The 25,732-nt window shown below is 41.2% G+C and carries 26 protein-coding genes; 3 read left to right on the forward strand and 23 right to left on the reverse strand.

The genetic code is table 11. The features are described 5' to 3' along the window. Positions 1-38 precede the first annotated feature (38 nt). The gene (locus FRZ06_05055; protein QOX62758.1) at positions 39-341 is read left to right on the forward strand and encodes a LysM peptidoglycan-binding domain-containing protein; all 303 of its coding nucleotides are present in this window, start codon (positions 39-41) and stop codon (positions 339-341) included. 568 nt (positions 342-909) lie between these two features. On the opposite strand, the gene ruvX is transcribed toward FRZ06_05055, so the two are convergent. From ruvX to FRZ06_05075, 4 genes are all read right to left on the reverse strand, one after another. Beyond that, positions 910-1,377: a Holliday junction resolvase RuvX gene (gene ruvX, locus FRZ06_05060; protein QOX62759.1), complete on the reverse strand. Its 468-nt coding sequence runs from the start codon at positions 1,375-1,377 to the stop codon at positions 910-912. A 208-nt stretch (positions 1,378-1,585) separates the two neighbouring features. Continuing rightward, complete coding sequence (locus FRZ06_05065) at positions 1,586-1,834, reverse strand: IreB family regulatory phosphoprotein (protein QOX62760.1); 249 nt, start codon at positions 1,832-1,834, stop codon at positions 1,586-1,588. 78 nt (positions 1,835-1,912) lie between these two features. After that, positions 1,913-4,543 carry an alanine--tRNA ligase gene (gene alaS / locus FRZ06_05070; protein ID QOX62761.1) on the reverse strand — a complete coding sequence of 877 codons (2,631 nt, stop codon included), beginning with the start codon at positions 4,541-4,543 and terminating at the stop codon, positions 1,913-1,915. A gap of 3 nt (positions 4,544-4,546) precedes the next feature. Next, on the reverse strand, positions 4,547-6,097 hold the full coding sequence (locus FRZ06_05075; GenBank protein ID QOX62762.1) for a diguanylate cyclase: 1,551 nt from the start codon (positions 6,095-6,097) through the stop codon (positions 4,547-4,549). A gap of 235 nt (positions 6,098-6,332) precedes the next feature. Between FRZ06_05075 and FRZ06_05080 the strand changes: the two genes are divergently transcribed. After that, positions 6,333-7,289, forward strand: coding sequence for an aldo/keto reductase (locus FRZ06_05080; protein ID QOX62763.1), 957 nt, complete (start codon positions 6,333-6,335; stop codon positions 7,287-7,289). A gap of 109 nt (positions 7,290-7,398) precedes the next feature. Here the strand turns inward: FRZ06_05080 and FRZ06_05085 are convergent, their stop codons facing one another. From FRZ06_05085 to FRZ06_05145, 13 genes are all read right to left on the reverse strand, one after another. Next, positions 7,399-7,842 carry an iron-sulfur cluster assembly scaffold protein gene (locus FRZ06_05085; protein QOX65835.1) on the reverse strand — a complete coding sequence of 148 codons (444 nt, stop codon included), beginning with the start codon at positions 7,840-7,842 and terminating at the stop codon, positions 7,399-7,401. 10 nt (positions 7,843-7,852) lie between these two features. After that, positions 7,853-9,022, reverse strand: coding sequence for a cysteine desulfurase NifS (gene nifS, locus FRZ06_05090; protein QOX62764.1), 1,170 nt, complete (start codon positions 9,020-9,022; stop codon positions 7,853-7,855). A 148-nt stretch (positions 9,023-9,170) separates the two neighbouring features. Then, a complete protein-coding gene (locus FRZ06_05095) occupies positions 9,171-9,626 on the reverse strand; it encodes a hypothetical protein (GenBank protein ID QOX62765.1) in 456 nt (151 codons plus the stop codon). A 140-nt stretch (positions 9,627-9,766) separates the two neighbouring features. Continuing rightward, positions 9,767-9,967 (reverse strand): DUF896 domain-containing protein, encoded by a 201-nt coding sequence (locus tag FRZ06_05100; protein QOX65836.1) that lies wholly within the window; start codon positions 9,965-9,967, stop codon positions 9,767-9,769. Between the two features lie 17 nt (positions 9,968-9,984). After that, entirely contained in the window at positions 9,985-10,788 is an 804-nt protein-coding gene (gene spo0A / locus FRZ06_05105; GenBank protein QOX62766.1) for a sporulation transcription factor Spo0A, read from the reverse strand. Between the two features lie 149 nt (positions 10,789-10,937). Next, entirely contained in the window at positions 10,938-12,104 is a 1,167-nt protein-coding gene (spoIVB, locus tag FRZ06_05110; GenBank protein QOX62767.1) for a SpoIVB peptidase, read from the reverse strand. A 28-nt stretch (positions 12,105-12,132) separates the two neighbouring features. Beyond that, positions 12,133-12,636, reverse strand: a complete 504-nt coding sequence (locus FRZ06_05115; protein ID QOX62768.1) for a hypothetical protein — start codon at positions 12,634-12,636, stop codon at positions 12,133-12,135. Between the two features lie 88 nt (positions 12,637-12,724). Further along, positions 12,725-13,426: a ComEA family DNA-binding protein gene (locus FRZ06_05120; protein QOX62769.1), complete on the reverse strand. Its 702-nt coding sequence runs from the start codon at positions 13,424-13,426 to the stop codon at positions 12,725-12,727. Positions 13,427-13,531: 105 nt separating this feature from the next. After that, a complete protein-coding gene (locus FRZ06_05125; protein ID QOX62770.1) occupies positions 13,532-14,200 on the reverse strand; it encodes a DUF2344 domain-containing protein in 669 nt (222 codons plus the stop codon). Further along, the gene (locus FRZ06_05130) at positions 14,197-16,044 is read right to left on the reverse strand and encodes a TIGR03960 family B12-binding radical SAM protein (GenBank protein ID QOX62771.1); all 1,848 of its coding nucleotides are present in this window, start codon (positions 16,042-16,044) and stop codon (positions 14,197-14,199) included. The genes FRZ06_05125 and FRZ06_05130 overlap by 4 nt, the downstream gene beginning before the upstream one ends. Before the next feature lie 130 nt (positions 16,045-16,174). Further along, on the reverse strand, positions 16,175-17,035 hold the full coding sequence (locus tag FRZ06_05135; protein QOX62772.1) for a hypothetical protein: 861 nt from the start codon (positions 17,033-17,035) through the stop codon (positions 16,175-16,177). An 8-nt stretch (positions 17,036-17,043) separates the two neighbouring features. Next, positions 17,044-17,700: a M23 family metallopeptidase gene (locus FRZ06_05140; protein ID QOX62773.1), complete on the reverse strand. Its 657-nt coding sequence runs from the start codon at positions 17,698-17,700 to the stop codon at positions 17,044-17,046. Positions 17,701-17,765: 65 nt separating this feature from the next. Further along, the gene (locus FRZ06_05145; GenBank protein ID QOX62774.1) at positions 17,766-18,287 is read right to left on the reverse strand and encodes an HD domain-containing protein; all 522 of its coding nucleotides are present in this window, start codon (positions 18,285-18,287) and stop codon (positions 17,766-17,768) included. 402 nt (positions 18,288-18,689) lie between these two features. Here FRZ06_05145 and FRZ06_05150 point away from each other — a divergent pair, with 402 nt between their 5' ends. Further along, positions 18,690-19,451 (forward strand): hypothetical protein, encoded by a 762-nt coding sequence (locus FRZ06_05150; GenBank protein ID QOX62775.1) that lies wholly within the window; start codon positions 18,690-18,692, stop codon positions 19,449-19,451. 134 nt (positions 19,452-19,585) lie between these two features. Here the strand turns inward: FRZ06_05150 and obgE are convergent, their stop codons facing one another. The 6 genes from obgE to FRZ06_05180 form a co-directional block, all read right to left on the reverse strand. Further along, positions 19,586-20,875, reverse strand: coding sequence for a GTPase ObgE (gene obgE / locus FRZ06_05155; GenBank protein QOX62776.1), 1,290 nt, complete (start codon positions 20,873-20,875; stop codon positions 19,586-19,588). 216 nt (positions 20,876-21,091) lie between these two features. After that, positions 21,092-21,352 (reverse strand): 50S ribosomal protein L27, encoded by a 261-nt coding sequence (locus tag FRZ06_05160; GenBank protein ID QOX62777.1) that lies wholly within the window; start codon positions 21,350-21,352, stop codon positions 21,092-21,094. A gap of 145 nt (positions 21,353-21,497) precedes the next feature. Then, on the reverse strand, positions 21,498-21,992 hold the full coding sequence (gene rplU / locus FRZ06_05165) for a 50S ribosomal protein L21 (protein ID QOX62778.1): 495 nt from the start codon (positions 21,990-21,992) through the stop codon (positions 21,498-21,500). 266 nt (positions 21,993-22,258) lie between these two features. Further along, positions 22,259-23,167 (reverse strand): ribose ABC transporter substrate-binding protein RbsB, encoded by a 909-nt coding sequence (gene rbsB / locus FRZ06_05170; protein ID QOX62779.1) that lies wholly within the window; start codon positions 23,165-23,167, stop codon positions 22,259-22,261. 74 nt (positions 23,168-23,241) lie between these two features. Continuing rightward, entirely contained in the window at positions 23,242-24,225 is a 984-nt protein-coding gene (gene rbsC, locus FRZ06_05175; GenBank protein QOX62780.1) for a ribose ABC transporter permease, read from the reverse strand. After that, the gene (locus FRZ06_05180) at positions 24,215-25,711 is read right to left on the reverse strand and encodes an ATP-binding cassette domain-containing protein (protein QOX62781.1); all 1,497 of its coding nucleotides are present in this window, start codon (positions 25,709-25,711) and stop codon (positions 24,215-24,217) included. Before FRZ06_05180 ends, rbsC begins: the two co-directional genes overlap by 11 nt. Between the last annotated feature and the right edge of the window lie 21 nt (positions 25,712-25,732).

The raw sequence follows: 25,732 nt of genomic DNA on the forward strand, positions 1-25,732 counted from the left end.
TTTTAAACGTAGTGAGATAAGAAAAGGAGAAACGCATTATGAAGAAAAAATATCGGATTAAATCAAAATTAAGGTTTACTTTATTTATGACGCTGATGATCCTTTTCGTGTTCAGTACTGCCGGTACTGTTTTTGGGGCTTATAATTCTGAAAGCTTGATGAAGCCTATTTATTCTGAAATTTTGGTTCAATCCGGAGATACTCTCTGGGACCTGGCACAGGAATTCGGTCCTGAGGGAAAAGATACGCGGATGGTCATCCATGAGATCTGTAGAATTAATGAGTTGCAAGCAAACGATATCTATCCAGGCCAGAAAATATTGATTCCCGCTTACATATAATAATAAATTATGTATTGATCTGTTTTCATTGCCATTCATTTACTAAATAGAGTTTTCTTACGGGTCATTCTATCCATCTTGCTAATTTAAAGTCGAATTGGACAGGTATAAAACCATTGGCATACTCCAAAAAGTCGCTCAAAACGCATTTTAGAGCCTCGACGCCTGAAGGCATTGCAAATGCTGGGTTTCAGGTTTACGATATGGCGAGGACGAGTTGAAACGATTAATTTGTTGATAATTAACGGATACTGAGGATGAAACGTTAAGCAGCTTCAGAAATTATAACTGATTAATCCATTATCAGATTCTAATTGAAAAAGAAAATAAATGATGAATGTGGAAAATCATAGCCAATAGAAAAGATACGGTCAAATCATCTAAGAGAGCAACAATTAATAATAATAGGATGATAAATAAAATATAAAGATTGAATCATAGATGGTCAAGATGCAGGCAGCCGGTAAAACAAGCTAAAATCAGCCAAAATCCAGGCTGTTTTTTTTATCCGCTACAATCTATTCCGAAAATTACAATTTTAGGAATAGATGTGGATAGAAGAATCCGCTTACTCCAGCGTTTCTTCCTGTTCCTTTTTAAGCCGAATATTTCTCATGCGATCCAAATATCCCTGCAGAATTAAAACAGCAGCTTGTTTATCGATGACATCTTTTCGTTTTTTTCTGCTGACGTCAGCTTCAATTAAAACTTTTTCTGCCATTAAGGTTGTGAATCTTTCATCCTGGAATTCGATTCCGATTTTGCTCATTCCCATGCTTTTCATTTTGTTTTCCAGCATGGTCTTAAATTCATAGACTTTCTCGGTCTGGATGCTATTGGTACCGTTTAAATTTTTCGGAAGTCCAATGATGACTGTATCACAATTATACTCTTTGACAAGATCCATAACTTTTCCGGTATCCTTACGAATACCAACTCGTTCGATTGTCATGAGACCTTGGGCGGTAATCAAAAGATCGTCACTGAGTGCTACTCCGATCGTCTTATCGCCAACATCTAAAGAGATTAATTTCATAATGCTTTTCCTTTCTATTCTATCTTAAGCCAAGGATTAAATTATCAACGTAGATATACTACGTTGATATACTATTGATATAGAGTTTAATTGGGTTTCGCTCCATTTTTTTATTGATGGATCTATTGATAGAAAACTAAGAAAGCGGACTGAAATTAGCCCGCTTAACTTATATGTTCTAAAACACTGCATTTTAATGTATCAACCGTTATTTTTTTAGAAATGCCCTAAGCAGCTCTTCCACAAGGTCGTCACGTTCTATATGTCGGATGATATTTCTGGCATTATTATGCCCTGTTATATAAGAAGGATCTCCCGACAGAATGTATCCGACCATTTGATCGATTGCATTATAGCCTTTTTCTTCTAAAGCATCGTAAACAGTTTTGAGAATATCTTCCGTTGTCTGCTGCTCCCCCTTGTCCGGGCTATTGAAAAGTATTGTATTTCTGTCCATTCTGCTCACCCCTTCTTTCTTATGGATGATTTTATTATATCAAATGCTCCGTGCCATAAACAAGGAGTTTTCTGATTTTTAATATTGTTGTAACAAAGTTTCCGCTAAATTGAGTGCATCATTGATTTTTGATGGATCCTTTGCACCAGCTTGAGCCATATCTGCTTTGCCGCCGCCGCCGCCGCCTGCAGCTGCTGCGATTTGCTTAATCATATTGCCGGCGTGATAACCCTTTTCCAGGAGATCATCGGAGACAGAGACCATGAAGGTAACCTTGCCATTTGTCTCAGTTGCAAATACGATGATGATGCCTTTGTTTTCAGCTTTGATCTCATCTGAAAGAGTTCTAAGATCATTGATATCATAATCTTTGAAGGCTTTTGTGATCAAGCGTACGCCATTAACCAACTTGGCTTCTGCGATGAGCGCATCAAGACCGGAACTCATAGCCTGTCGTTTCAGATCTTCCAGTTCTTTTTTGCTTGCCTTCAGCTCGTCATTCAGGATGGTGATTCTGTTTAAGAGACCGGAAACATTTGTTTTCAGCGCATCTGCTGCGGAATGAACCAGTTCCTCTTCGGTCTTGAGTTTTCTGTAAAGACCAGTACCTGTGATGGCTTCAATTCTCCTGACTCCAGCAGCAACTCCGTTTTCGCTCAGGATGCGGAATGCGCCTATTTGTCCGGAATTGGTAATATGCGTTCCTCCGCAGAGTTCTGTGCTGTAGTCACCTACAGAAACAACACGGACTGTATCACCGTATTTTTCACCAAACAAAGCAGTTGCGCCAGAACTGATGGCGTCTTCTACGGATTTTACCTCCGTGATGACCGGGAAGAAATAATTTATTTTTTCATTCACAATCGATTCGATTTTCTGCAGGTCTGACTTTGAGATTCCTTCAAAATGCGTAAAATCAAAACGTAAGCTGTCTTCAGTAACATTGGAACCAGCCTGTTCTACATGGTTGCCTAAAACTTCTTTCAGAGCTTTGTGCAGAATGTGGGTTGCGGTATGATTTCTAGCAGTATTATTTCTTCTTTCGATAGAAACTTGAGCTGAAATAATATCTCCTATCTTTACAGTTCCTGTTACAACCTTCACCTTATGGGCATAGATTCCCTTTGATTTGGAAACGGAGAGAACTTCAAGTTCGAAGTGATCTCCTTTCAGTATTCCTGTATCGCTGGCCTGTCCGCCGCTTTCAGCGTAGAACGGTGTTTTGTCCAAAACCAGAATTGCACTGTCCCCTTCTGATAAGCTTGCGACTGGCTGCTTATCAAGGAATAGTCCTTTTATAGATACTTGTCCGGATAAGGTGTCATAACCGATAAATGTGGTATCTTCAAGACCAGCGAACATTGTTGCGTCATCAGACCAGCCTTCGTCTTCATCTGATTTTCTAGCTGATCTGGCTTGCTCTTTTTGATGGAGCATGTGTTCGTTAAATCCTTCTACATCAGCAGTACAACTATTTTCCTCAAGGATTTCTTGAGTCAGTTCCAGCGGGAATCCGTAGGTATCATAGAGCTTAAACACTTTCTCTCCAGAGAGTATTGTCTGGGATGCGGCATTTAGTTCTTTCATATAGTCATGAATAATAGCAGTACCCTGATCGATGGTAGTACTGAATTTATCTTCTTCAACAGTAAGGATCTTATGAATATAATCTCTTCTCTCCTCCAGTTCGGGATACGCAGAACCGGAAACTTCAATAACCTTCTTTGACAGGTCTGCAAGGAAAGAACCTTGGATTCCAAGGAGTTTTCCATGTCTTGCGGCTCTTCTAAGAAGACGGCGCAGCACATATCCCCTACCTTCGTTACTTGGCAGAATTCCATCTGCAATCATGAAGGTAACGGAACGGATATGATCCGTGATGATACGAATGGAGATGTCAGTATTTGCTGTTCCATCTTTATATTCAACCCCGGACAATTCAACGACTGATTTCAGGATATACTGAATTGTATCAACATTGAAGATGGAATCCACTTCCTGCATAATGCAGGCAAGACGTTCCAGTCCCATCCCTGTATCAATGTTTGGGTGTGCCAGCGGTGTATAATTTCCTGCATCATCTCGATTGAATTGTGTGAATACATGATTCCAGAATTCTACATAACGGTCACATTCACAGCCAGGTTTACAGTCGGGCTTTCCGCAGCCGTATTTTTCACCTCTATCAAAATAGATTTCAGAACATGGACCGCAGGGGCCTGTCCCAATTTCCCAAAAATTATCGTCTTTGCCCAGAGGAACAATTCTTTCTTCCGGGAGCCCTATGATGTTTTTCCAAATTTCAACAGCTTCGTGGTCTTCTTCGTAGACGCTTGCCCATAAACGATCCACTGGCATATCCAATACTTCCGTGATGAATTCCCAGCCCCAGGTTATGGATTCAACCTTAAAATAATCGCCAAACGAAAAGCTGCCCAGCATTTCAAAGAATGTGGCGTGTCTTGCCGTGTAACCTACGTTTTCAATGTCTCCGGTACGGATACATTTTTGACATGTGGTCATTCTTTTGCTCGGAGGAGTTTCCAGTCCGGCAAAATATGGCTTTAATGGAGCCATTCCAGAGTTGATCAAGAGAAGGCTCTTATCTTTTTCCGGTATCAAAGAAAAGCTTTTTCTCGCGTAATGGTCCTTTCCCTCATAAAATTCTTGAAACATTCTCCTTAGCTCGTTCAATCCAAGTTTTTCCATTTACTATAATCCTCCTGTTGTTGTGCTTTCTATATCTAAATCATCGGAAAAAATAACATAGATTCCTTTGCCCTTTTCCTTTGAATAATACATCGCCTTATCCGCTTTCAGAAACAGCTCGGTATATCTGTCTCCATGATCGGGCCAAACAGAAATTCCGATACTTGCGCGCAATTTCAAAGATGTATCACTGGTTAGCCGGATATTGTTCAGCAGTCTTGAAATCTCATCGGCCTTCGTAATTAGATCATCATCTGATTTAATATCCTTTAACAGAATAATAAATTCATCTCCGCCGATCCTTCCTTTAATATCTGTTGCTCTAAAGCTTCGGTTGATCCCATTTGCTACCTCTACCAAGGCTTTATCGCCGTAATAATGTCCCATGTCATCGTTGATTCTTTTGAAATCATCAATATCAATGACAAAGAGCGCATGGCGCTGGTTTCTTCCCTCATTTTTCAAAAAGTCGCTGATCAGGTATTCGCTGGTTATCTTATTATAAAGCTCTGTCAGCAAATCATTCTCAGCTTTAAATTTTAGAATCTCATTCTTTATTTTTAGTCGCTCATTGAGTACTTCCAGTTCATTCTTGCTTTTTTCTATTGTAACCCTGTACCTGGCCTGTCTCCAAATAATATAAAGGAACAGGACTGCAAATAAGATTAATATCTGGATGGCCAGCAAAACCGTCGGATTTTGAATAGAGACGGTTTGCAGGTTAATTCCGTCACTTGGAGCGGTTGTTACCAGATACCAGTCATTGACACCTATGGGAGTAAAACAGAAATATTCCGATTTCCCGTGAAGTGTATAAAAAACAATTCCCGGTTCTTTGTTTACAAACGCTTGAATGAAATCATTTTTGCTTTCTCCCTTTTGAAATGAAACATCATTCAAAAAGCTGAAAACATTTTTATAATCACGAAACACCGAATTGCCAAAGGATAGAATAAAATCTCCGTTCCTTTCAATAATCTGATATTCCAAATCGCCTTTACTATCCGAGCCTCTGAGGATATTCATGATATAGTTGGAATAATATAAGCCTGAAACGGTACCAGCTAATTTAGTGTCATGATAAATCGGAGACGTTAAGGCAATCATATCTCGATTGTATAGTGCATTCTTATAGATAACTGAGATATATTTTTTCCCACCGGTAGACCCCACAAGATAATCTGGATGATTAATATTTACGGTGCCTTTATTATTAATATAATATTTGCCGTTGAGATCATTCACAAGAAGCAGGCTGAATGGTGACTCATAACCTACCCGTTTGATAAACTCTCTTGCCTCATTGCTGTCTATTGAATCATAGGTGGCGAGAATGGAAGAAAGCGCAAATACAGTGTTTAAGTCACTTTTGATTTTTTCACGTATCATCGCAGCGCTTGTCCTTGTCGCCAGCATTTGACTTGCTTTTTCTTCAGCCCGGGTATTTGTTGTTACATAGGAATAGAAATCATATAAAAAAATGCACAGCGTTATTATGATCCCTATGATCAAAAATCCCCCGACCCATTTGTTTGCTCTCTCAAAGATATTCATATTCCTATCTCTCTTATAATCTTACGAGATTTGTTATTTCTATGTTAAAATACTGACCGATGTATTATACCACAAAACTCTACATATATCTATTAATTTTATTGACGGATTGCCATAAAAAGGCATAGAGATGAGGCTTGTCTGGGACAGCTTGTGTAAGTTCCTTTTCTCTTAGTTTCCTATTGATAAATTCTGTGATAAGATAGAGAAAAATGAAATCCAAGGAGTATTGCAAATGAAGAAAAACATACTTGGAAACACGGGTTTGCAGGTAACCGAAGTTGGCTTCGGCGTTCTGACTGTAGGGAAAACGCAGCTAAATATGACCATTGATGAGGGTGCTGCTGTTCTCCGGTATGGTCTTGAGCGTGGAATCAACTTCCTGGATACTGCTGAATACTACGAAACCTACCCCTATATCAGAAAAGCACTGAAAGGAACCTCTTTCGAACCGGTTATCGCGTCTAAAAGCTTGGGGCGAACCTATCAGTCCATGGATACAGCGATTGAAGAAGCAAGAAGTGCACTTGATCGTGATGTGATTGATATTTTTCTTCTGCACGAGGTCCGAGAAGATCCTGATTTTGATAGTCGAGCCGGAGCATGGGAATGTCTTCAGGAAGCAAAAACAAAAGGAATTGTAAAATCGATAGGGCTCTCCACCCATCATGTGGACGTTGCGGCAAAAGCATCAAAAATAAATGAAATCGATGTACTCTTCCCTCTTGTAAATCTTCAGAGTCTGGGAATACGAAATGGTACTGGCTTTGGAACAAAAGAAGAAATGGCTGAAGAGATCAAAAATGCTTCGCAGATGGGAAAAGGTGTTTTTGCAATGAAGGTGTTCGGCGGAGGAAATTTGGTAGGGCGCTATCAGGAAGCGATACAGTATGTTCGCAGCTTGGAGGGCATTTCGTCTATGATGGTTGGTTTTGGCTACAATCATGAAATTGATCGGATCATTGAGGCTGTGGAAGGATCTTTAGAGCCATCATATGTTCCGGATCTTACTGCGAAAAAAATCCAGATCGATCAGGGAGACTGCGAAGGCTGCGGAAACTGCATTGTAAGATGTCCGAACGGAGCGATTTATCGCAATGACCAAGGGCTCGCTGCAGTAAATCACAGTATTTGTCTCACCTGCGGATACTGTGCTCCCGTTTGTCCTGTGAGAGCGATTATTATGTTTTAGCTTAACCAAAGAAGAACCACGGGAAAATAACAGCAATCGTCATTCTAAGTGGTAAAGCGTATAGAAAAACGATATAAACAGAGCGGCTTTTAAGCCGCTCTTTGTTATCTTATTCTTCTTCTACCTGATGGTGATGGTCATCTTCTTCTGCATTAGGATCAAAACCCTTTAAGCCTTCCAGTTCCAGTCCGTTTTTGGAAGCATAATCATAGATTGCCTTTTTTACGGCCTGTTCTGCCAAGACGGAGCAGTGGATTTTCGGACCAGGAAGTCCACCAAGTTCATCGATGAAGTTCTTGTTTGTCAGCTCCAAGGCCGCATCCAAGGTCTTTCCCTTAATCATTTCAGTTGCTACGCTTGAGGAAGCGATTGCGGATCCGCAGCCGAACGTTTTGAACTTGGCATCCACGATTACATTATCTTCAATTTTCAAAGATATTTCCATCATATCTCCGCATACGGGGCTGCCGTAGCTGCCTACCGCATCGGGATCCTCCATTGTACCTGCATTGTGCGGATTCATAAAATGCTCCATCACTTTATCATTATACATAGCCATAAGCTCACCATGTCCTTTCTTTATTGAAAGCAGAAAATCCTCTCAATTTTTCAACTATTTTTACAATTTCATCGATCGCGTAATCGATATCTTCTTTTGTGGTAAAATCTCCAATGGTAAATCTTATGGAGCTGTATACCTTCTCCAGAGGCAGACCGATAGCTCTGAGTACGTGTGATGGCGTAAAGCTCGCAGAAGAACAAGCTGATCCTGTAGATGCGGCAATTCCCCTTGCGTCCATGTAAAGCAGTAAAGCCTCACCTTCCGCATAATTGAAGGTAAGGTTAATATTTCCCGGATGTCTGTGCTCCATATCACCGTTGATATCAACATCTTCCAGTCTCGAGGTCAGTTCTTTCGCAAAATAATCTCTCAGTTCTGAAATTTTTCTGATATGTGATTCCAAGTTTTCGCCAGCAAGTTCAGCAGCTTTGGCAAACCCTATGATACCGGCCATATTTTCTGTACCGGCTCGCCTCTTATTTTCCTGAGCTCCTCCGTTCATAAAGCTTGGAATAACCACGCCTTTCTTTACGTATAGAGCGCCCACTCCTTTTGGACCATAGATTTTATGGGCAGACATTGACATCATATCGATTCCAAGTTCACGGACGTCAATAGGTACATTGCCAAGTGCCTGAACTGCATCTGTATGGAACCAAATTTTATGTTTCTTTGCAATTTCTGCGATTTCCTTGATTGGCTGTACTGTCCCGATTTCATTGTTTACAAACATGATGCTGATGAGAATTGTCTCATCAGTAATCGCACTTTCCAACTCATCAAGGCTGATTCGCCCTTTGCTGTCGACATCAAGGTAAGTAACCTTAAAGCCTTCCTTCTCAAGATATTCGCAAGTATGCAGCAAAGCATGGTGCTCGATCTTTGATGTAATAATATGATTGCCTTTTGCCTTTTTTGCCCGTGCAGTTCCTATGACTGCCCAATTATCAGCTTCCGTTCCACAGGATGTAAAATATATCTCACGCTCATCGGCGCCAATCAATTTTGCAATTTTAGCCCTTGCTTGACTGAGGTCTGATTTTGCATTGAGCCCTATACCATATAAGCTGGATGGATTGCCGAACTTTTCGGTGAAATAAGGCAGCATCTCATCCAGAACTTCTTTCTTTACAGGAGTGGTTGCTGAATAGTCTAAATAAACTTGACGCATGATAATGCTCTCCTTTCAGCTTGTTTACTTCATTACCTCTTCTATTATACCAATTATTTCTGAAAGATAAACAGTTATTTTTGCATTATCATGAAATATTCCTAGTAATTCTCTGGGATATATAAGTTGAATGCTGTAAAAATCAAGATTAATACTCCTGTTTCGGATTAAATTCCGAGAGCTTGTACCCTTCACTTGTGGATTTCAAAATGACCGAATATTCGTTTTCGCTGACATAATCGGAGCTGAGACCGCTCATATACCATCGGATTTTTGTATGAAAGGAAATGTAATCAAACATTTTTGTTTCCTGGTTTACAATAATAAAATCCATGGATTTTACAATGTCAAGCTGTGAAGCATCATAATCCTTCAGATTACCAACATCTTCTGAAAGCAGCGGATAGGTTTCGATTTTGCTAAGTGCCGCTTCTGCTTTGTTCCGGTCAATTTTTCCATAATATGCATTCTGCAGTATTTCCGTCCGCTCTCTCAGGAGATCTTCTGCAATTTGATCATAGGACTGATTGCTGAATCCGGAAAAAATACCTGCAATAATAATTATTATTGCAGGGAGAATCAATAACTTATCATATTGTTTCAAGTTTGTCCACCTCGCTCTTAAACTAGTAGATTACGTCTGACAAAACGATCAGAAGCCAAAGCTTCTCGTCAGCCTTAAAAACAGTATAATTAAAAAGCAGCGGGAAAATTGTATAAACCCGCTGCAAATTATTGATTTTTTTAATTTTTTTCTTTGCCTTTTTCGACACAGTCATCATCGACAAATTTTATGGACTCCAGGTGTCCTCGAAAATTATCTCTAAATTTCTCCAGATATTCCGCACGAAGTTTTGCTTGCTCCTCTTTTTCTTCAGGGTTCAAGCCTTCCGTTTTGGATTTCCTGGCAAGCACATTAATTCGATCGATTTTTTCTTTTGTCAGCATAAATCCTTCCTGTTCTAGCTTACTTTTCGTTCCAGTCGGAGTTTGTCGGCAATAATGGCGATAAACTCACTGTTTGTCGGTTTGCCTTTGTCATTATGTACCGTATACCCAAATAAGCTGTTTAATGTTTCAATTTTTCCCCGATTCCAAGCCACTTCAATGGCATGCCGGATGGCTCTTTCCACTCGGCTGGGTGTAGTATTGTTCTTTTTTGCAATGGCTGGATAGAGTTCCTTTGTAACAGCACTTAGAAGATCCATGTCTTCAACGACCATGGTGATCGCATGGCGCAAATACTGATACCCCTTGATGTGGGCAGGAACACCGACCTCGTGAATGATATTAGTAATATCAATTTCGAGATCATTCTTCTTGGTCTCGTCTGTATTGATAATGGATCTCGAAATGGCGCCTCTATTTGGCTGATTCATTACCTGATCATGACCAGACAGCTGATAGATTCGTTTTGCGAGAATATTTAAATCGAATGGCTTCACCACATAGTATTCTGCGCCAAGATTGATGGCTTTTTGAGTGATCGATTCCTGACCTACGGCAGATAACATGATGATTTTTGGAGTATTGTCTAGATCCATGCCGTTAATTTTTTCCAATACTCCAAGCCCATCGAGATAAGGCATAATCATGTCAAGAATGAGCACGTCAGGCTTTTCTTTAAAAACGGCTTCGACTGTCTGCATTCCATCATGGACGGTAAAGACAATATCGATATTTTGCTGTGTTTCGAAGAAATCCGTGAGAATTTCGCAGAAATCCTTATTGTCATCTGCAATTCCCACTCTGATTTTGTTTGTCATTGACAAATCCCCCTTTAGCTTACGCAAGTTTTTTCCATTTTCTTTACAGTAGTACATAATTCCCTATGAACTATATAGTAAAGAAATTTTACATCTTTTTCAAGAGTATGGAAATAGAAAGTTACGCTAATTACTAATGGTATCCGACTTTATTCGACATTTGAGTCTTGAAGCATCCATTCAATAAAGATTCCGTAGCCTTTCTGTGGATCGTTGACGAATACATGCGTTACGGCCCCAATAATTTTGTTATTTTGTATGATCGGACTACCGCTCATACCCTGGATAATTCCACCACTTTTTTCCAAAAGACGTTTATCAGTTACCTTGATTACCATGCTTTTTGTATCTGCTTTGGTCTGATGGTTGATTTTTTCAATACTAATATCGTACTTCTCAATTTTGTTTCCATCAAGCGTGGTTAGGATATATGCGGGGCCTTTTTTGATTTCGTTTTGATACCCTATTTCAAGAGGTTTTTGATAGAGTGGGTTTGAAATATCCTCGTAGGTATCACCGAATATGCCGTATTCAGTATTGACTGCGAGTTTTCCCAGAGGCTTGTCAGCTTCATAGAAAATACCTCTGATTTCCCCTGGACTGCCGGCTTTTCCCTGCTTTACAGATTCAACCTTTGAATTGAGCAGCTCCCCTTGTGCAACGGAGAGAACCGTTCCCGTCTCGGGGTCTGTAATGGCATGTCCCAGCGCACCGAAGGTGTGGGTTGTGGGATCATAAAACGTGAGTGTACCAATCCCCGCGGTTCTGTCCTTGACCCATACTCCTATTTTATATAGGTTATCGTCAACACTTTGTACAGGAGTAAGCTTGATATTCATGATATCATCTTTTCTTTTTACTTTCAATCTTACATCTGCTTTTATTTTGTTCACAACGTCCTTGACTTCTCTGGCATTATTTACTTTCGTCCCATCAATCTCAAGGATATTGTCACCGATTTGGAGACCCGCATCAAGACCCGGATTTACAAATTTGCCGTCAGTAGACTCAATTTCCTCAAGGCCAACAATCAGCACACCTTTCACATTCATTCTCACGCCTACGGAATGCCCGCCCGGAATGAGTACTCGTTCCGGGAGTACGCTAATGGTCACCTCTTTCAGGGGCAACTGCAGCACTTTTGTTTCATTTGAGAAAATTTTGATATCACTTGGGATAAAAGATAATAAGCTGCCTCCAGCCAGGAGAGCAGCAACCATAAAAGTAAGGACCAGGTAAGATCCTTTCTTAACAACTTCCTTATACATTCTCATCCTCCGTATTAAGGAAACTCTGATTTTATTCTGGATGTACATCTTTCCTTAAATCAGTGCTTCCCTTGCTCTAGCTTTCAAAATCCTGCAAAAGTTCATTCAGTTCTTCCTCGTTGTTTTTAATGATCCCCTTCTGGAAGAGTTCCTGATCTCCTACGCTTAACAGTGAGAATGCAATGTCAGTAGTTCTGATTAACTTTTCCTTACCCTGCTCATCATAATAAAAGACTTTGATGACGCCATCAACTTCTTTTAAAAGATAGTATCCCTGTTTTTTTGTCTCGTCGGCAGGAGTGCCGCTGTCGCTGTCGCTGTTGGTCTCTGTGTTGTTTTGTTCTCCTGGAGACGTTATATTATTTTTTCCTATAATATTATCGAGAATATCATAGTCATTTTTATTTCCCTGATTCACTGCACCTTGTGTGCTTGTCGGATAGTCACTGTCGGTACTGATTTCTTGTGGGACTTTTACGTCCACCGGAGCCTGATTCAGCCAGATACCAAAACCAAACAATCCAACAAGGATTACGTAAAACAGTTTCCCCTTTAAAAAGCTTTTTCTTTGACTAAACATTGCCATCACCTCAAACTTTAGTGTTGACATGTTGTTTTGATTTTATAACATAAGATTTTCAATTCTGATGATTGTCTTTATTTTCCCCTTATTTTACTTTGATTTTATCTTTAAATTTTTCAAAGGTCTTATCGCCAATGCCGCTTACATTTTTGATATCTTCAATGGACTGAAATGCGCCGTTTTCATTGCGATATTTGATAATTTTTTCTGCTGTAGATGGCCCTACGCCTGATAATTGCTGCAAAACCGCGGAATCGGCTGTGTTGATATTGATAAGTCCATGATCCGAAGATTGCTGTGACAATCCTTCAGGAATCCCTGTAAAACCAGTACCGCCGCCAGCTGTTATCGGTGTAGCGGGAGCAGCACCGTTCTGTGCCTGCTCTATTTCCTCTTTTGTGGGGATATAAAGCTTTTGGCCATCTGTTAGAAGCTCAGCCTGATTGATAAATCGTGTATCTGCTTCTGCTGTGAATCCACCGGATTTTTCGACAGCCTGATAAACGCGGCTTCCCTCAGGAAGAACCAAAACAGAAGGCTTGCCGACCGCGCCTGATACATCAATCACAATTTCCAAGCTGGGGGAATTCTCTTCGATAGCAGATCCTGTCAAAACCATAGCCGCACTTCCGTCAATTGCTGTACCTTCTGTAACTACTATGGCTTCTTCTCCTGAGTTTTTCATCAGATAAGAAAAAAAGGCAATCACAAGAAGCAGTATGCCCGCGATTACCTTAATCATCAGTTTTTTATCTTTGGTGAAGTGCTCATATAAATGATTCATCATATTCCCTCACAATGCAATTTGTATGTCAGCAGGCTCATGAATCAGAAATGGGTGATAAAAAATGAGTGCTGCATGGCATTATATTACATTATTTGGAAATATATGTCAACTATCGAAATAAATTTCTTTGCGTTTTATGTTTACTTCCGTACGATCATAGGAAATTCTTGAATGACTGCAGAAAGAAGACAAAACCAATTCGGGGCTCAGATTCGCTGTGCTGCCTGCTGACAGTCTGCAGTGTAACATAATATAATTATTGTCAACAAACCCCGCAAAATCGTGAATCATGGGTTTCATATCAATCTCTACATCCTTACCACTCTTTCTTTGATGCTTCAGAACGGTGATTGCCTTTTGAGACAGATAGGCAGACACAAGCTGGATGATATCGATGTTTCCTCCTTCTGGACACGGTATGGAAATCTCATAATCTGCAGCATTTGTCATTGCCGCCAAGGTTTTTCCTGCAGCAGGAAGCTCCTCGCAGGATAGAATTCCCATGCCTTCTGGAAGGATTCGATTCATCTTTTCTTTGATTTCTTCCGGTGGATAGGGCTGTGTGGTTTCAAACTCAATGTATTCGCCTGTACTGGAATAGCCAAGAGACAGGGGCTGAGCGAAACTCATCTTGGGATGAGGATTGAAGCCCTGAGAATACTGAAGTCGAATTCCTTCCCTTTTAAAAGACCGTTTGAACAGTCTAAGAAGATCTAAATGAGAGATGTACCGCAGTACACCTTCTTTATAAAACTTAATTACATAGCGGCTCATAGCGTTCCCTCCATGGTGCAATTCACTCTCTGATTGATGCCGCAGCCGATGCAGCCTCGTCTGCAGTCGACAGACTGACTTCCTTTTACTGCATTTTGATTTTCTTCCAGCAGGAAGGCTTTTGTGACGCCAGAGTCAATCAAATCCCAAGGCAGAACTTCCTCAAAGGATCGTACGCGGCAGGCATAAAAATCAGGGTCGATACCAGTCTCATCCAAGGCCTTGATCCAAAGGCCGTAGTTAAAATGCTCCCTCCAGCCGTCGAACTTACATCCCAGTTCTACTGCTTTGATGAGTGTATCGGAAAGTCGTCTATCCCCTCTTGCAAAAACTGCTTCCATATAGCTTACTTCAGTGCCATGGTACTGGAAGGTTACACCTTTGATGCTTTTCAGCTTATCTTTGAGATATTGATGCTTCTTGTGAAACAGTTCCGCTGAATCCTGAGGGAACCACTGAAATGGAGTATGGGCTTTGGGCACAAAATTAGAAACGCTGATGGTAACATTAAATCTGCCCCGCTTGCCCGTAATCCGATAATTGAGATCCGTAATATTTCTGGCGATTTCTGCAATGCCATCCAGATCCTCAAAGGTTTCTGTAGGAAGACCAACCATAAAGTATAGCTTAATATTGCTCCAGCCCAGTTCTATCGCTTTCTCCATAGCATGATAAATATCCTGATCTGTGATGGATTTATTGATTACGTCTCTGAGTCTCTGAGTTCCTGCTTCCGGGGCAAAGGTCAGTCCGGATTTCTTGTAGCCCTGAATTTCCTCTAAAACTTTAAATGAGAACGAATCAAGTCGAAGTGACGGCAGCGAAAGAGATACGTTGTTCTCGCGGCAGACACCCATCAGCTCTTGTACTAGAGGCTCGATTTCAGAATGATCACTGGTAGAGAGGGACAGGATTGTCAGCTCCTCATGACCTGTGGATTCTATCTGGCTCATTGCAATTTCCTTTATTTTATCCTTTGACCGCTCTCTTACAGGGCGATAGATCATGCCGGCCTGGCAAAAACGACACCCTCTGGTACAGCCCCGGAAGATTTCAATTACAGCACGGTCATGAACTGTATCAATAAAGGGAACGATGCAATGCTCCGGAAAATCCACTGTATTTAAATCCTCCACAATTCTCTTTTCAATTTGCAGAGGCGCTTTTTCGTAATTTCTTTCTATTGATCGAATGGTGCCATTTTCTTCGTAAACTGGGGTGTAGAATTTCGGCACATAAATACCGGGGATCTGCGCTAGCGTTTTTAGAAATTCCTCTTTTTCTCTACCAGACATCTTCCAGCTTTCATGGGCTTCGCACACTTCTGGAAGAATTTCTTCTCCATCTCCCAGCATAAAGAAATCCACAATATCAGCAAGGGGTTCTGGGTTAAAGGCACATGGGCCTCCTGCTGCAACAAAGGGATGCTCCTTCGTCCTTTCTGCACTCTTAAAAGGAATGCCGGAAAGATCCAGCATATTGATCAGATTACTGAAGGAAAGTTCATATTGCAGTGTAAAACCAAGGATGTCCATATCCTTGACCGGTGATTTTGTCTCTAGTGTAAACAGCGGGATTCCTTCCTTCCGCATCAGCTCCTCCATGTCAATGGCGGGGGCAAAGATTCTTTCGCAGAAAACCGAATCTTTTTTGTTCAGAATATGATAAATGATCTGAAGACCCAAATAAGACATGCCGATTTCATAAGTATCGGGAAAGGCAAAGCCAAACCTTGTCTTTATGCCAGAAAGATCTTTGCTGGCCGAATTCCATTCTCCGCCAGTATATCTGCCAGGCTTTTCCACCTTCATCAGCAGCTTGTCCAATTGATTCGTTAATACCATGTATACGCTCCATTTCTTATGGGGGCGCTCTCCCCCTCTTTTTTCTGAATCCTCAGCTTTACTTCGATGTTAGTTTTTTACTTTTGTTATTCTTTCACTTCGCTGAAATATTATGACGACGGCAATCTCCTTAGCCAGCGCGTTTGAAAGCCAAAAGCCGCTTAAAGTCAGCGTAAATGCCACAGTAATAAATCCCGTTCAGGAGTTCTGTCTCCGTCAGCTGGCCTTTGTACTTTCCCTTGTCATTGACAATGGTGAATAGCCTGCTTTCCAAAGGTTTATACCTCTCGATGATCTTAATGGCTTTCATATCTTCCCTGCAGACTACTATTTTTTCGTTGCCGTTTTTGATTCCGTCTTCAATATTTCTTGTGATTTTATAGAAAATAAAACTGTTATCCTGCTTGCGGGCTACATAAAGATTGACAGCAAGAGCAGACAGGAATAAATTCAGTACATTATATTGTACCAAGTAAATCCCCAAAAGGAAAAGGAAAACTGTAAATAATAATGAAAAAAAGCGGGAAATTTTTTGTGAGCGTCCATAACCAAGGAATATGGCAAGATATAGATCTACAATCTTCCCGCCATCAAGCGGAAAAAAGGGCATAAGATTATAAATCGCCAGTATGATATTGGACAGAATCAAAGGCTCAAACCATGGATAGTCATAATATTGATAGAAGGCATAGAGTAAAAATGCTGCAACAATATTAAAAAATGGCCCGGAAAGATGAATCAAAAGTTCATCCACAGGCTGAAGAAAGCCTTCCCGAAGATGCAGAACACCTCCGAAGAGACCATAAGAAATCTTCTCCGGTGAATAACCGAGATGGATGGCAGTCGCCCTATGCGCAAACTCATGGAGAAATGAAAACAGCAACGACGATGCCGCAAATATTGAATTTCCGGAAAGTGCGATCAGTAGAAGCAGCAGAAATAAGGAACTGTGCAGTTCAACCTTTGTATGAAGTAGCTGAAAACGAATCATTACGGCCGCTAAAATTCAATATAACTAGCCGGATTTACAATATCATCATCAACCCAGAGCTCAAAACTGAGATAGCCATTGTTTTCGGGACTGACAGAACCGATCAGCTGGCCCTTTTTTACCTTCTCCAATGATTGTACATAAATCTGAGTACAGCCGCCGTAAATCGAAACCACATCGTCTCCGTGGACGATTTTGATATATTTTCCGTATTGACTGCTTTCTCCTATCTCAGAGACAATTCCACCTCCAACGGCATATACCTGAAGTTCTTGATCAGACTGGAATTTCATTCCCCGTTCAAATCCGCTTGTTTCAGAACCAAAAAATCCAGTTTTTTCACCAAAGGTAGAAATAATCGCATCTTCATCAGCCGGTGGCGAAAATGCCAGCTTACTTTCGCTTCGCTGAAAAGCGGCGACAATGTTGTCGGGAATATCCCTGGCCTTGGAGGCAAGATTCCTTGCAGAATCCACAATATCTGCGGCTTTATAATCATGGTTCAGTGCTGCTTTGAAAGTCTCAATGCTCTGATTCACAATCGCAATATCCATTTTCTTAATGACAATGACCAGTAAGACAATGATGATGCAGACCAGAATCTGCTTTATGAGAGTAGATCCGTATCCTTTCCTTTTTCTTGAATACCTTCTATTATTGTACATAAAAATACCTCCTCGTCGCTGCTTCAATTAAGCATATTACAGAGGAGGTTAAAATATAACTTCGATTACATGAGCGAATCGATGGAGACACCTAGAATTTGTTCAATCCGAAGGAGCATAGCTTTATTTTCCTTGATTCTTTCGCTGATTCGGTCTGCGATGTCCTTTTGTTCCTTGAATTGATCAAGAATGTATTGCATTCTCCTTTCAAGACCTACATATTGATCTTCTTTTACCATGCGGTCAGAGAGGCAGATGATATCGGTTTCGTTGATTTCGTCAACCTTGGGATTACAATTATAAAACATATGAATTCTGATGATCTCTGCTTCCTGACAATAACCCAGGTCTTCTGCAATGTCTGCGCCGATCTCCCAGTGCTTTTCGTGAACTCTGGCGATATCATGGATCAGACCTGCGCCCTGAATCAATTCAAGATTCAGATTATAGCCCTTATGATTTAAAGCCTCAGCAATCTTTAACGCAGTTTCTGTTACCTTTAAACAGTGCCTTACGACATGGGCAGGTGTGTGGTATTCATTTAATAATGTTAAGCATTCTTCTCTGGAGGGATGTTTATTTGCCATGCGAATCTCCTGTCAATAATATTCGGACAAAATCTCCGATTTTGTTTCAGAACTTATATTTATTATACCATAGTTTGCTGCACGGGGTTGAAATAAATGTAAGATTCTGATATTGGAATTCTGATCGAATTTCAAAGCTTTATTTCGATTATGCCTAAATATAGGATATTTCTTGGTTAATTACTTTTAAATGTTATCGTTTCATGCTCGAAATATCGAGACAAATTTCGATAATAATTGACATTACTGTAGAATGTTTGGTATAGTTAAGTGAAAACTCAACAGTTAATGGGTTGAAAAATAGTAGCAAAGGTCTGCAAAGCAGATTGAGAGCACATGCAAAGAAATCACAAATCTCCGATTTGTAGGTTTCTACTGCAAATCGGGGGGATAGAGATTATTATGAATTATGCTGAAATGTTGGATCAGATTATTGCTGAAAGCGAACTATCGCTCAGACAGATATCCAAACTATGTACTCAATTTGATATTTCCATTACACCATCTTACATATCGCAGTTAAAAAATGGCAAGCTGCCGCCTCCTTCTCCGGAGGTATCACTTGCGCTTGCGAAAGTCTGCAATAGCAAGAATCAATCACAGCTGGTGTTTCAGGGGTATATGGAAAAAGCCCCGGATGTGATTAAGGAATACATGCTTGCATCCTCGCAGCTGAACAGAATCATGCTGGAATCCTTATGTAAGGCGGAGAATAATACAGTGTCAGGGGAAGCACTGGATTATCTACGAAATCTGGATGTGTTATCAAGTCTTGAGATGTCCTCCAGGTATATTGATCCCAACAACAATGTGGACCCGTCAGAATTGATCCGGGAAATTACCCTGTCAAGCGGAGGGGTTTCTAAAATACAGGCCCAGGGTGATATGATCAACTTCTTTTTAGGAGATACTTCGATGAGCCCTACTATTCCGGTTCATTCTTATATTTACATTCTTCCTACAAAGCTGGAACTGTTAAAAGAGAGAGATGTAATTGCCCTGTATCCCAACAACAGAAAGCAAGCGACTCTGAGACGTATTTTCTTTTCTAATGATAAGATTCTTCTAATTCCGGAAGACAAGGCTTTCCAAATTTATATTGTTGACAGCTTTGAAGATATCGATTATATCGGAAAAGTAGTTTCCTACAAGGTAGACTTATAAATCAAATATAAAAAGTAAGCCCGAATAAGGCGGGTGTCAGAAAAAAGACACCTCTTAGATGATGTAAGAGAAATACATCTTCCAAGAGGTGTTTTCTTTATAGTCTCGTTTCGGGTCGTTCAGCAAATTCTTTTTTATTCATCAAAATATTCGAATTCATAATCGAATACCTTAATCGTATCGCCCTCATCCAACCCTAGTTCCTTCAGTTTTTCAATGGCTCCGTTTTTTTCAATATACTTGTACAAATATCTCAAAGAGCCCATGTCATTGAAGTTCGTAGAATTGAAGATTTTACGAAGCTGCTTTCCTTCCAGGACATATGCATTTCCGCGGCGAGAAGCATAGATTTCCCTATAATCAGGATCTTCTTTGTCCTTTTCAAAGTCGAAGTACTCGTAAGAATCCTCTGCCTGAGGTTCCTGCTCGATTCGGTTAAGCTCTGCCGCTGCTGCCCCCATGAGCTCTTTCACCCCTTGATTGATAGGCGCGGATATGGGGAACACTCGATAACCTTTTTCTTCAACATATGCTTTGAAGGAAACGTATCGCGGATCTTCTTCATCCAGCATGTCCATTTTATTTGCAGCTACCAGCTGGGGCTTTTTCAGCAGCATTTCTCCGAAGGATTTTAGTTCATTATTAATTTTATCAAAATCTTCAATGGCGTCGCGTCCTTCTGATCCGGAGACATCCACCACATGAATCAATAACTTCGTTCGCTCGATGTGCTTTAAGAAATCCAGCCCTAATCCGGCACCGGTATGAGCCCCTTCGATGAGCCCCGGAATATCAGCCATCACAAAACTGGTATCATACATCTCTACTACGCCCAGATTCGGCGTAATGGTTGTAAAATGATAGTTGGCGATCTTTGGATTTGCGCTTGTGGAAACGGACAACAGTGTGGATTTTCCCACGTTGGGGAACCCGATTAAGCCCACATCAGCGATTAACTTTAGTTCAAGAAGAATATTTCTAGATTGAGCAAAGCCGCCTGCTTCGGCAAAATTAGGTGCTTGACGAACGGAATTTTTAAAATTTACATTTCCCTTACCGCCTTTCCCGCCTCTTGCCGCCACAAAACGATCGCCGTGGTTCAGCAGATCTTTCATTACAAGTCCGCTTTCTTCATCGATTACAATGGTTCCTTGCGGTACCTTGATGATGAGATCCTCACCTTGCTTTCCGAAACGGTTATACTTCATACCGTTTTGACCATTTTCAGCTTCATATTTTCTTTTATAACGAAAATCCATCAGCGTTCTGAGATTATTGTCAGCTTGGAAGATGACATCTCCGCCCTTTCCTCCATCGCCTCCGTTGGGTCCGCCTTCCGGAACGTAAGGTTCTCTGCGGAAGGATACACAACCGTCTCCGCCTTTTCCCGATCTGATGGATATTTTTGCTCTGTCAACAAACATTGCATCACCTCCTTATACAGTATCCCCTTTTTTGGCTTGTTAAAACAGCTCTTTTCTCTTTTCATTGGGGATTTGTTTTCGTGATTTATAGAAACACTGGTTCACCCAGTATACTGTAACATATCTATAGAGAAACATTTTTGTATTTTTGTGGACGATTATCTTATTAGATAAAAAGCCCCTATATGTAGATATAGGGGCTTAATCATATCTGTCTTATGCTTCTTTCGGATAAACGCTTACTTTTTTTCTGGTTTTGTCATATCTTTCGAACTTTACAGCTCCATCGACTTTTGCAAATAAAGTATCGTCTCCACCGATTCCTACATTGTTTCCGGGGTGAAACTTCGTACCTCTCTGTCTAACCAGAATGCTTCCAGCGCTGACAGTCTGACCGTCGCTTCTCTTGACACCAAGTCGTTTCGACTCACTGTCGCGTCCGTTTTTGGAGCTACCTACTCCTTTTTTACTTGCCATAGACTACACCTCCTTTTTCCTTGTGCTGTCTTTGCCTTGGTAAAAATCATAAATCAACAAGGATCTAGATTTTTCTGCAGCCGTCAAGCGGAATTAGAATTCCACTAAAACTTTTATGTGCAATACCCTTCGCTACTTCAGCATCTTAGGCATCTGCCTTAGCTGCTTTTTTCGCTGCAGGCTTCTTTGCCTTTTCTTCGCCGTCAGCTTTTTTTGCTGTAGGCTTTTTTTCTGCTGCTTTTTTAGCAACAGGCTTCTTTTCTTCAGCTGGTTTATCCGCTTCTACTGCTTCAGCAACAGGCTTAGCTTTCTTAGGAGCCGGTTTCCCATCAGCGGACAATGATTCAATTTTAACCATTGTATAAGGCTGTCTGTGTCCCTGCTTCTTTCTGTAATCCTTCTTAGCCTTGTACTTAAAGATGATAACCTTTTCACCTTTACCATTCTCAACTACGGATCCAAAAACCTTTGCTTCTTCCAGAATTGGAGCTCCAACCTGAACGCTTGTACCGTCATTCAGAAGCAATACTCTGTCAAAAGTGATGTCATCACCTGCTGCTACATTGAGCTTTTCAATGGTGATTACGTCGCCTTCCTGTACTCTGTACTGCTTTCCGCCGGTTTCGATTACTGCATACATATTCTTTTTTACCTCCTCTATCCAGTCTCGCCATCAAGGGCAGCCATCGGCTTTTTTTATGACCCGTTCTGAGCGGCTTACAGTCATAAATATTATCATAGAAACCTTGGAATGTCAAACGATATTTGAGATTTTATCGTTTTTTGCTGCAAAAAATAGATTGCAACCTTATTGTAAACTTATTATAAATTTTTAAGTCAGAAATCTCAACAAAAAATGCCGGCAGACCAAAGAAATATCTGCCGGCTTAGATGATCTCAAATTACTTATTTCTTTACAAGGGCAAGGTCAACCGGGATATATGCGTCTACACTGTCTCCAGCGATAACTTTCATTGCCGCTTCAACACCCTTGCCACCTATCTCTTTGGGAAGCTGCTGAACGGTTGCGGCCATATCTCCTGCTTCTACGGCCTTTACCGCATCGTCAGTAGCATCAAAACCAACTACCATGATATCACGTCCGGAAGCCTTTACTGCTTCCAATGCACCTAACGCCATTTCGTCGTTGTGTGCAAATACCGCGTTGATTTCTGGCTGAGCCTGCAGAATATTTTCCATTACAGACAATCCTTGTGCTCTGTCAAAGTTTGCAGTCTGTTTTGCAACTACTTCGATATCACTTCCTGCGATTGCGGAATTGAAACCTTCACCTCTATCTCTTGCTGCAGAAGCACCTGGGATTCCTTCCAGTTCCACAACTTTGCCTTTTCCACCCAGCTGATCGATGATGAATTCACCAGCCATTTTACCTCCTGCAATATTGTCGGAAGCAATGTGTGCTGCAACTTCACCGTCATTTGCTGCTCTGTCAAGAGTAATGACAGGAATACCAGCTTCATTGCAGGCGAGTACTGCATTGCCCACAGCATCGGAGTCGGTTGGATTGATCAAGATTAGATCCACTTTCTGTGTGATAAGGTCTTCGACATTGGACATTTCTGTTGCTGAGTCATCCTGAGAATCGAAGACTACCAGGGTGGCTCCAAGTTCATCAGCCTTAGCTTGAGCTCCGTCTCTTAGATCCACAAAGAAAGGATTGTTCAGTGTAGATACGACAAGGCCGATTGTCGCCCCTTCCTTATCGGCTGCAGGCTCTTCTTTTGTTCCGCCGCCGCACCCTAACATGCCAACCATCATAGTAAGTACCAGCAATAATACGAATACTTTTTTCATTTTTTCTCCTCCTGATTCTTTTTGATCAAACTGATTTATCTCTAACCCAAAGGGGTTAAAAACCATTAATTTGGTTACCTGGAAGCCTTCTGCTTTCTATCGAGCAGTACGGCGATCAGTATGACGACTCCTTTTGCAACATCCTGATAGTAGGAAGGTACCTGAAGAAGGTTTAAGGCATTATTTAAGAGTCCGATGATCAGGGCACCGATTACTGTTCCGGAAATGGTTCCGATACCGCCGGACATACTGGTACCACCCAATACAACCGCAGCAATGGCATCCAACTCATAACCTACACCTGCAGTGGGCTGGGCAGAACCGAGGCGAGCGGTAACGATGATTCCAGCTAAAGCAGCAAGGAATCCCGACGCGCTGTATACAAACAGTTTGACACGGTCTGTCTTAATCCCAGAGTACATGGTAGCTTCTTCATTAGAACCCAGTGAATAAATATAGCGACCCATTCTGAGATGGCGTAATACGTAATAAGCAATGATAAAAACAATCATCATGATATAGATCGGTATCGGTATATAGAATAGGTAGCCTTTTCCGATTTCCGAAAAAGCTCCGGAACCGATGCCTCCCGAAGTGCTGATGGGTTTTCCCTGGGTATAGACCAGAGTAAATCCTCTCAATAGCGTCATTGTTCCTAAGGTTGCGATAAACGGCTGAAGTCTTCCTTTACTGATCAGAAGGCCGTTGACAAGACCGATTCCAAGCCCCAGGAGCAGGGATACTAATATAGCGAGCGGTGCGTCGACACCAGATGAAATCATGGAAGCTGCCATTGCTCCGCAAATCGCCAGAACCGAACCGACAGAAAGGTCGATCCCGCCGATGAGGATGGCGAAGGTCATGCCAGTTGCAATTACTGCATTGATTGAGGTCTGCCGTAAGACCGTTATAATATTTCCCCAGGTCCAAAAACGTTCATTTAGAATCGACATCACAATACATAGGATCAGTAAAACGACCAGAGGTTTATTTTTTAGAAGAATCGACTTAAAAAATTGTATATTGCTATTTGATTTTAATTTCAAATTAATCCACATCCTTTCCCACAGCCAGGCTCATGATGCTTTCCTGGGTGACTTCCGATCGATCCAAGGTGCCTGTGAGCGTTCCTTCATGCATTACCATGATCCTGTCGCTCATCCCGATAATCTCAGGGATTTCAGAAGAGATCATAAGGATGCACATGCCCTGTTGCTTAAACAGATTGATCAGATCATAGATTTCCTTCTTTGCACCGACATCCACCCCACGGGTAGGCTCGTCGAGGATCAGAACCTTTGGCTTTGTTTCTAGACTTTTTGCGATGGAGACCTTTTGTTGATTCCCTCCGCTTAGGTATCTCACAAGTTGTTTCGAACCGGATGTTTTGATCGACATGGATTTTATATATTTGTCCGTTGTTTCTTCTTCTTGTGATTTATATACAGCTCCAACTTTACTGCTATAGGCTTTTAGAGCCGCAAGGGTTATGTTTTCTCTCACGTTTAACCCGAGGACAATCCCGTTGGCCTTACGATCCTCTGAGACATAAGCGATTCCATGCTTAATCGCATCTGCCGGATTCTTCAAGCGAATTTTGTTCCCTGAAAGGAGTATCTCTCCGCTTTCCTTAGCATAAATACCAAAGAGTGTTCTGGCCAGCTCTGTACGACCTGCTCCCATAAGACCGGCAACGCCGACGATCTCACCTTCTCTGAGTGCAAAGGATATCTTGTGAACAAATTGATTGCAAAGTTCTTTTACTTCCAGCACAGTCTTTCCTGGTTTTGACAAAATCGAGGGATATTGTTCACTGAGCTTTCTGCCTACCATCATCTCAATGATCTTATCTTCGTCAAGAGATTCGATAGGACTTTCGCCAATCAGCTCTCCATCCCTTAAGACCGTAACATGATCGCAGAGTTCAAATATTTCTTTCAGTCGATGGGAGATATAAACAATGCTTTTTCCTTTCGCTTTTAATTCACGAATGACACCGAACAATTTTTCTGTTTCTGCTACGGTGAGTGCCCCGGTAGGTTCATCCATAATAATCACACGTGCATTCAGCGATAGTGCTTTTGCAATCTCCACAAGCTGCTGCTTTCCTACACTTATATTTTTAATCAATGTGCGTGGATCTTCCTTCAGTCCAAGGGTATCCAGCCATACCTTCGCTTCCTCGTAAAGCTTCTTCCAATTAATTTTTCCGATGCTATTAACGGGTTCTCTTCCAAGGAAGATATTTTCTCCAATGGAGAGATTCTGGATGAGGTTCAGTTCCTGATGAATGATTGCGATTCCCTGTTTCTGAGAGTCAGTTATCGTTGAAAAGTGCACCGGATTGTTATTCCATAGAACATCCCCGGAAGTTTTTGTATAAACGCCGGTTAGAATTTTCATTAAGGTAGATTTTCCCGCACCATTTTCTCCAATCAGCGCCATGATGTTTCCATCGTAAATGTTGAAATCGACGTGTTTCAGCACCGAGACTCCTGTAAAATCTTTATTGATATTTTTCATGGAAATTATTGTATCAGGCATAATTTTTCCTCCAGCATTACG

Source organism: Clostridiales bacterium (genome assembly GCA_015243575.1).
Classification (GTDB): Bacteria; Bacillota; Clostridia; order Peptostreptococcales; family Anaerovoracaceae; genus Anoxybacterium; species Anoxybacterium hadale.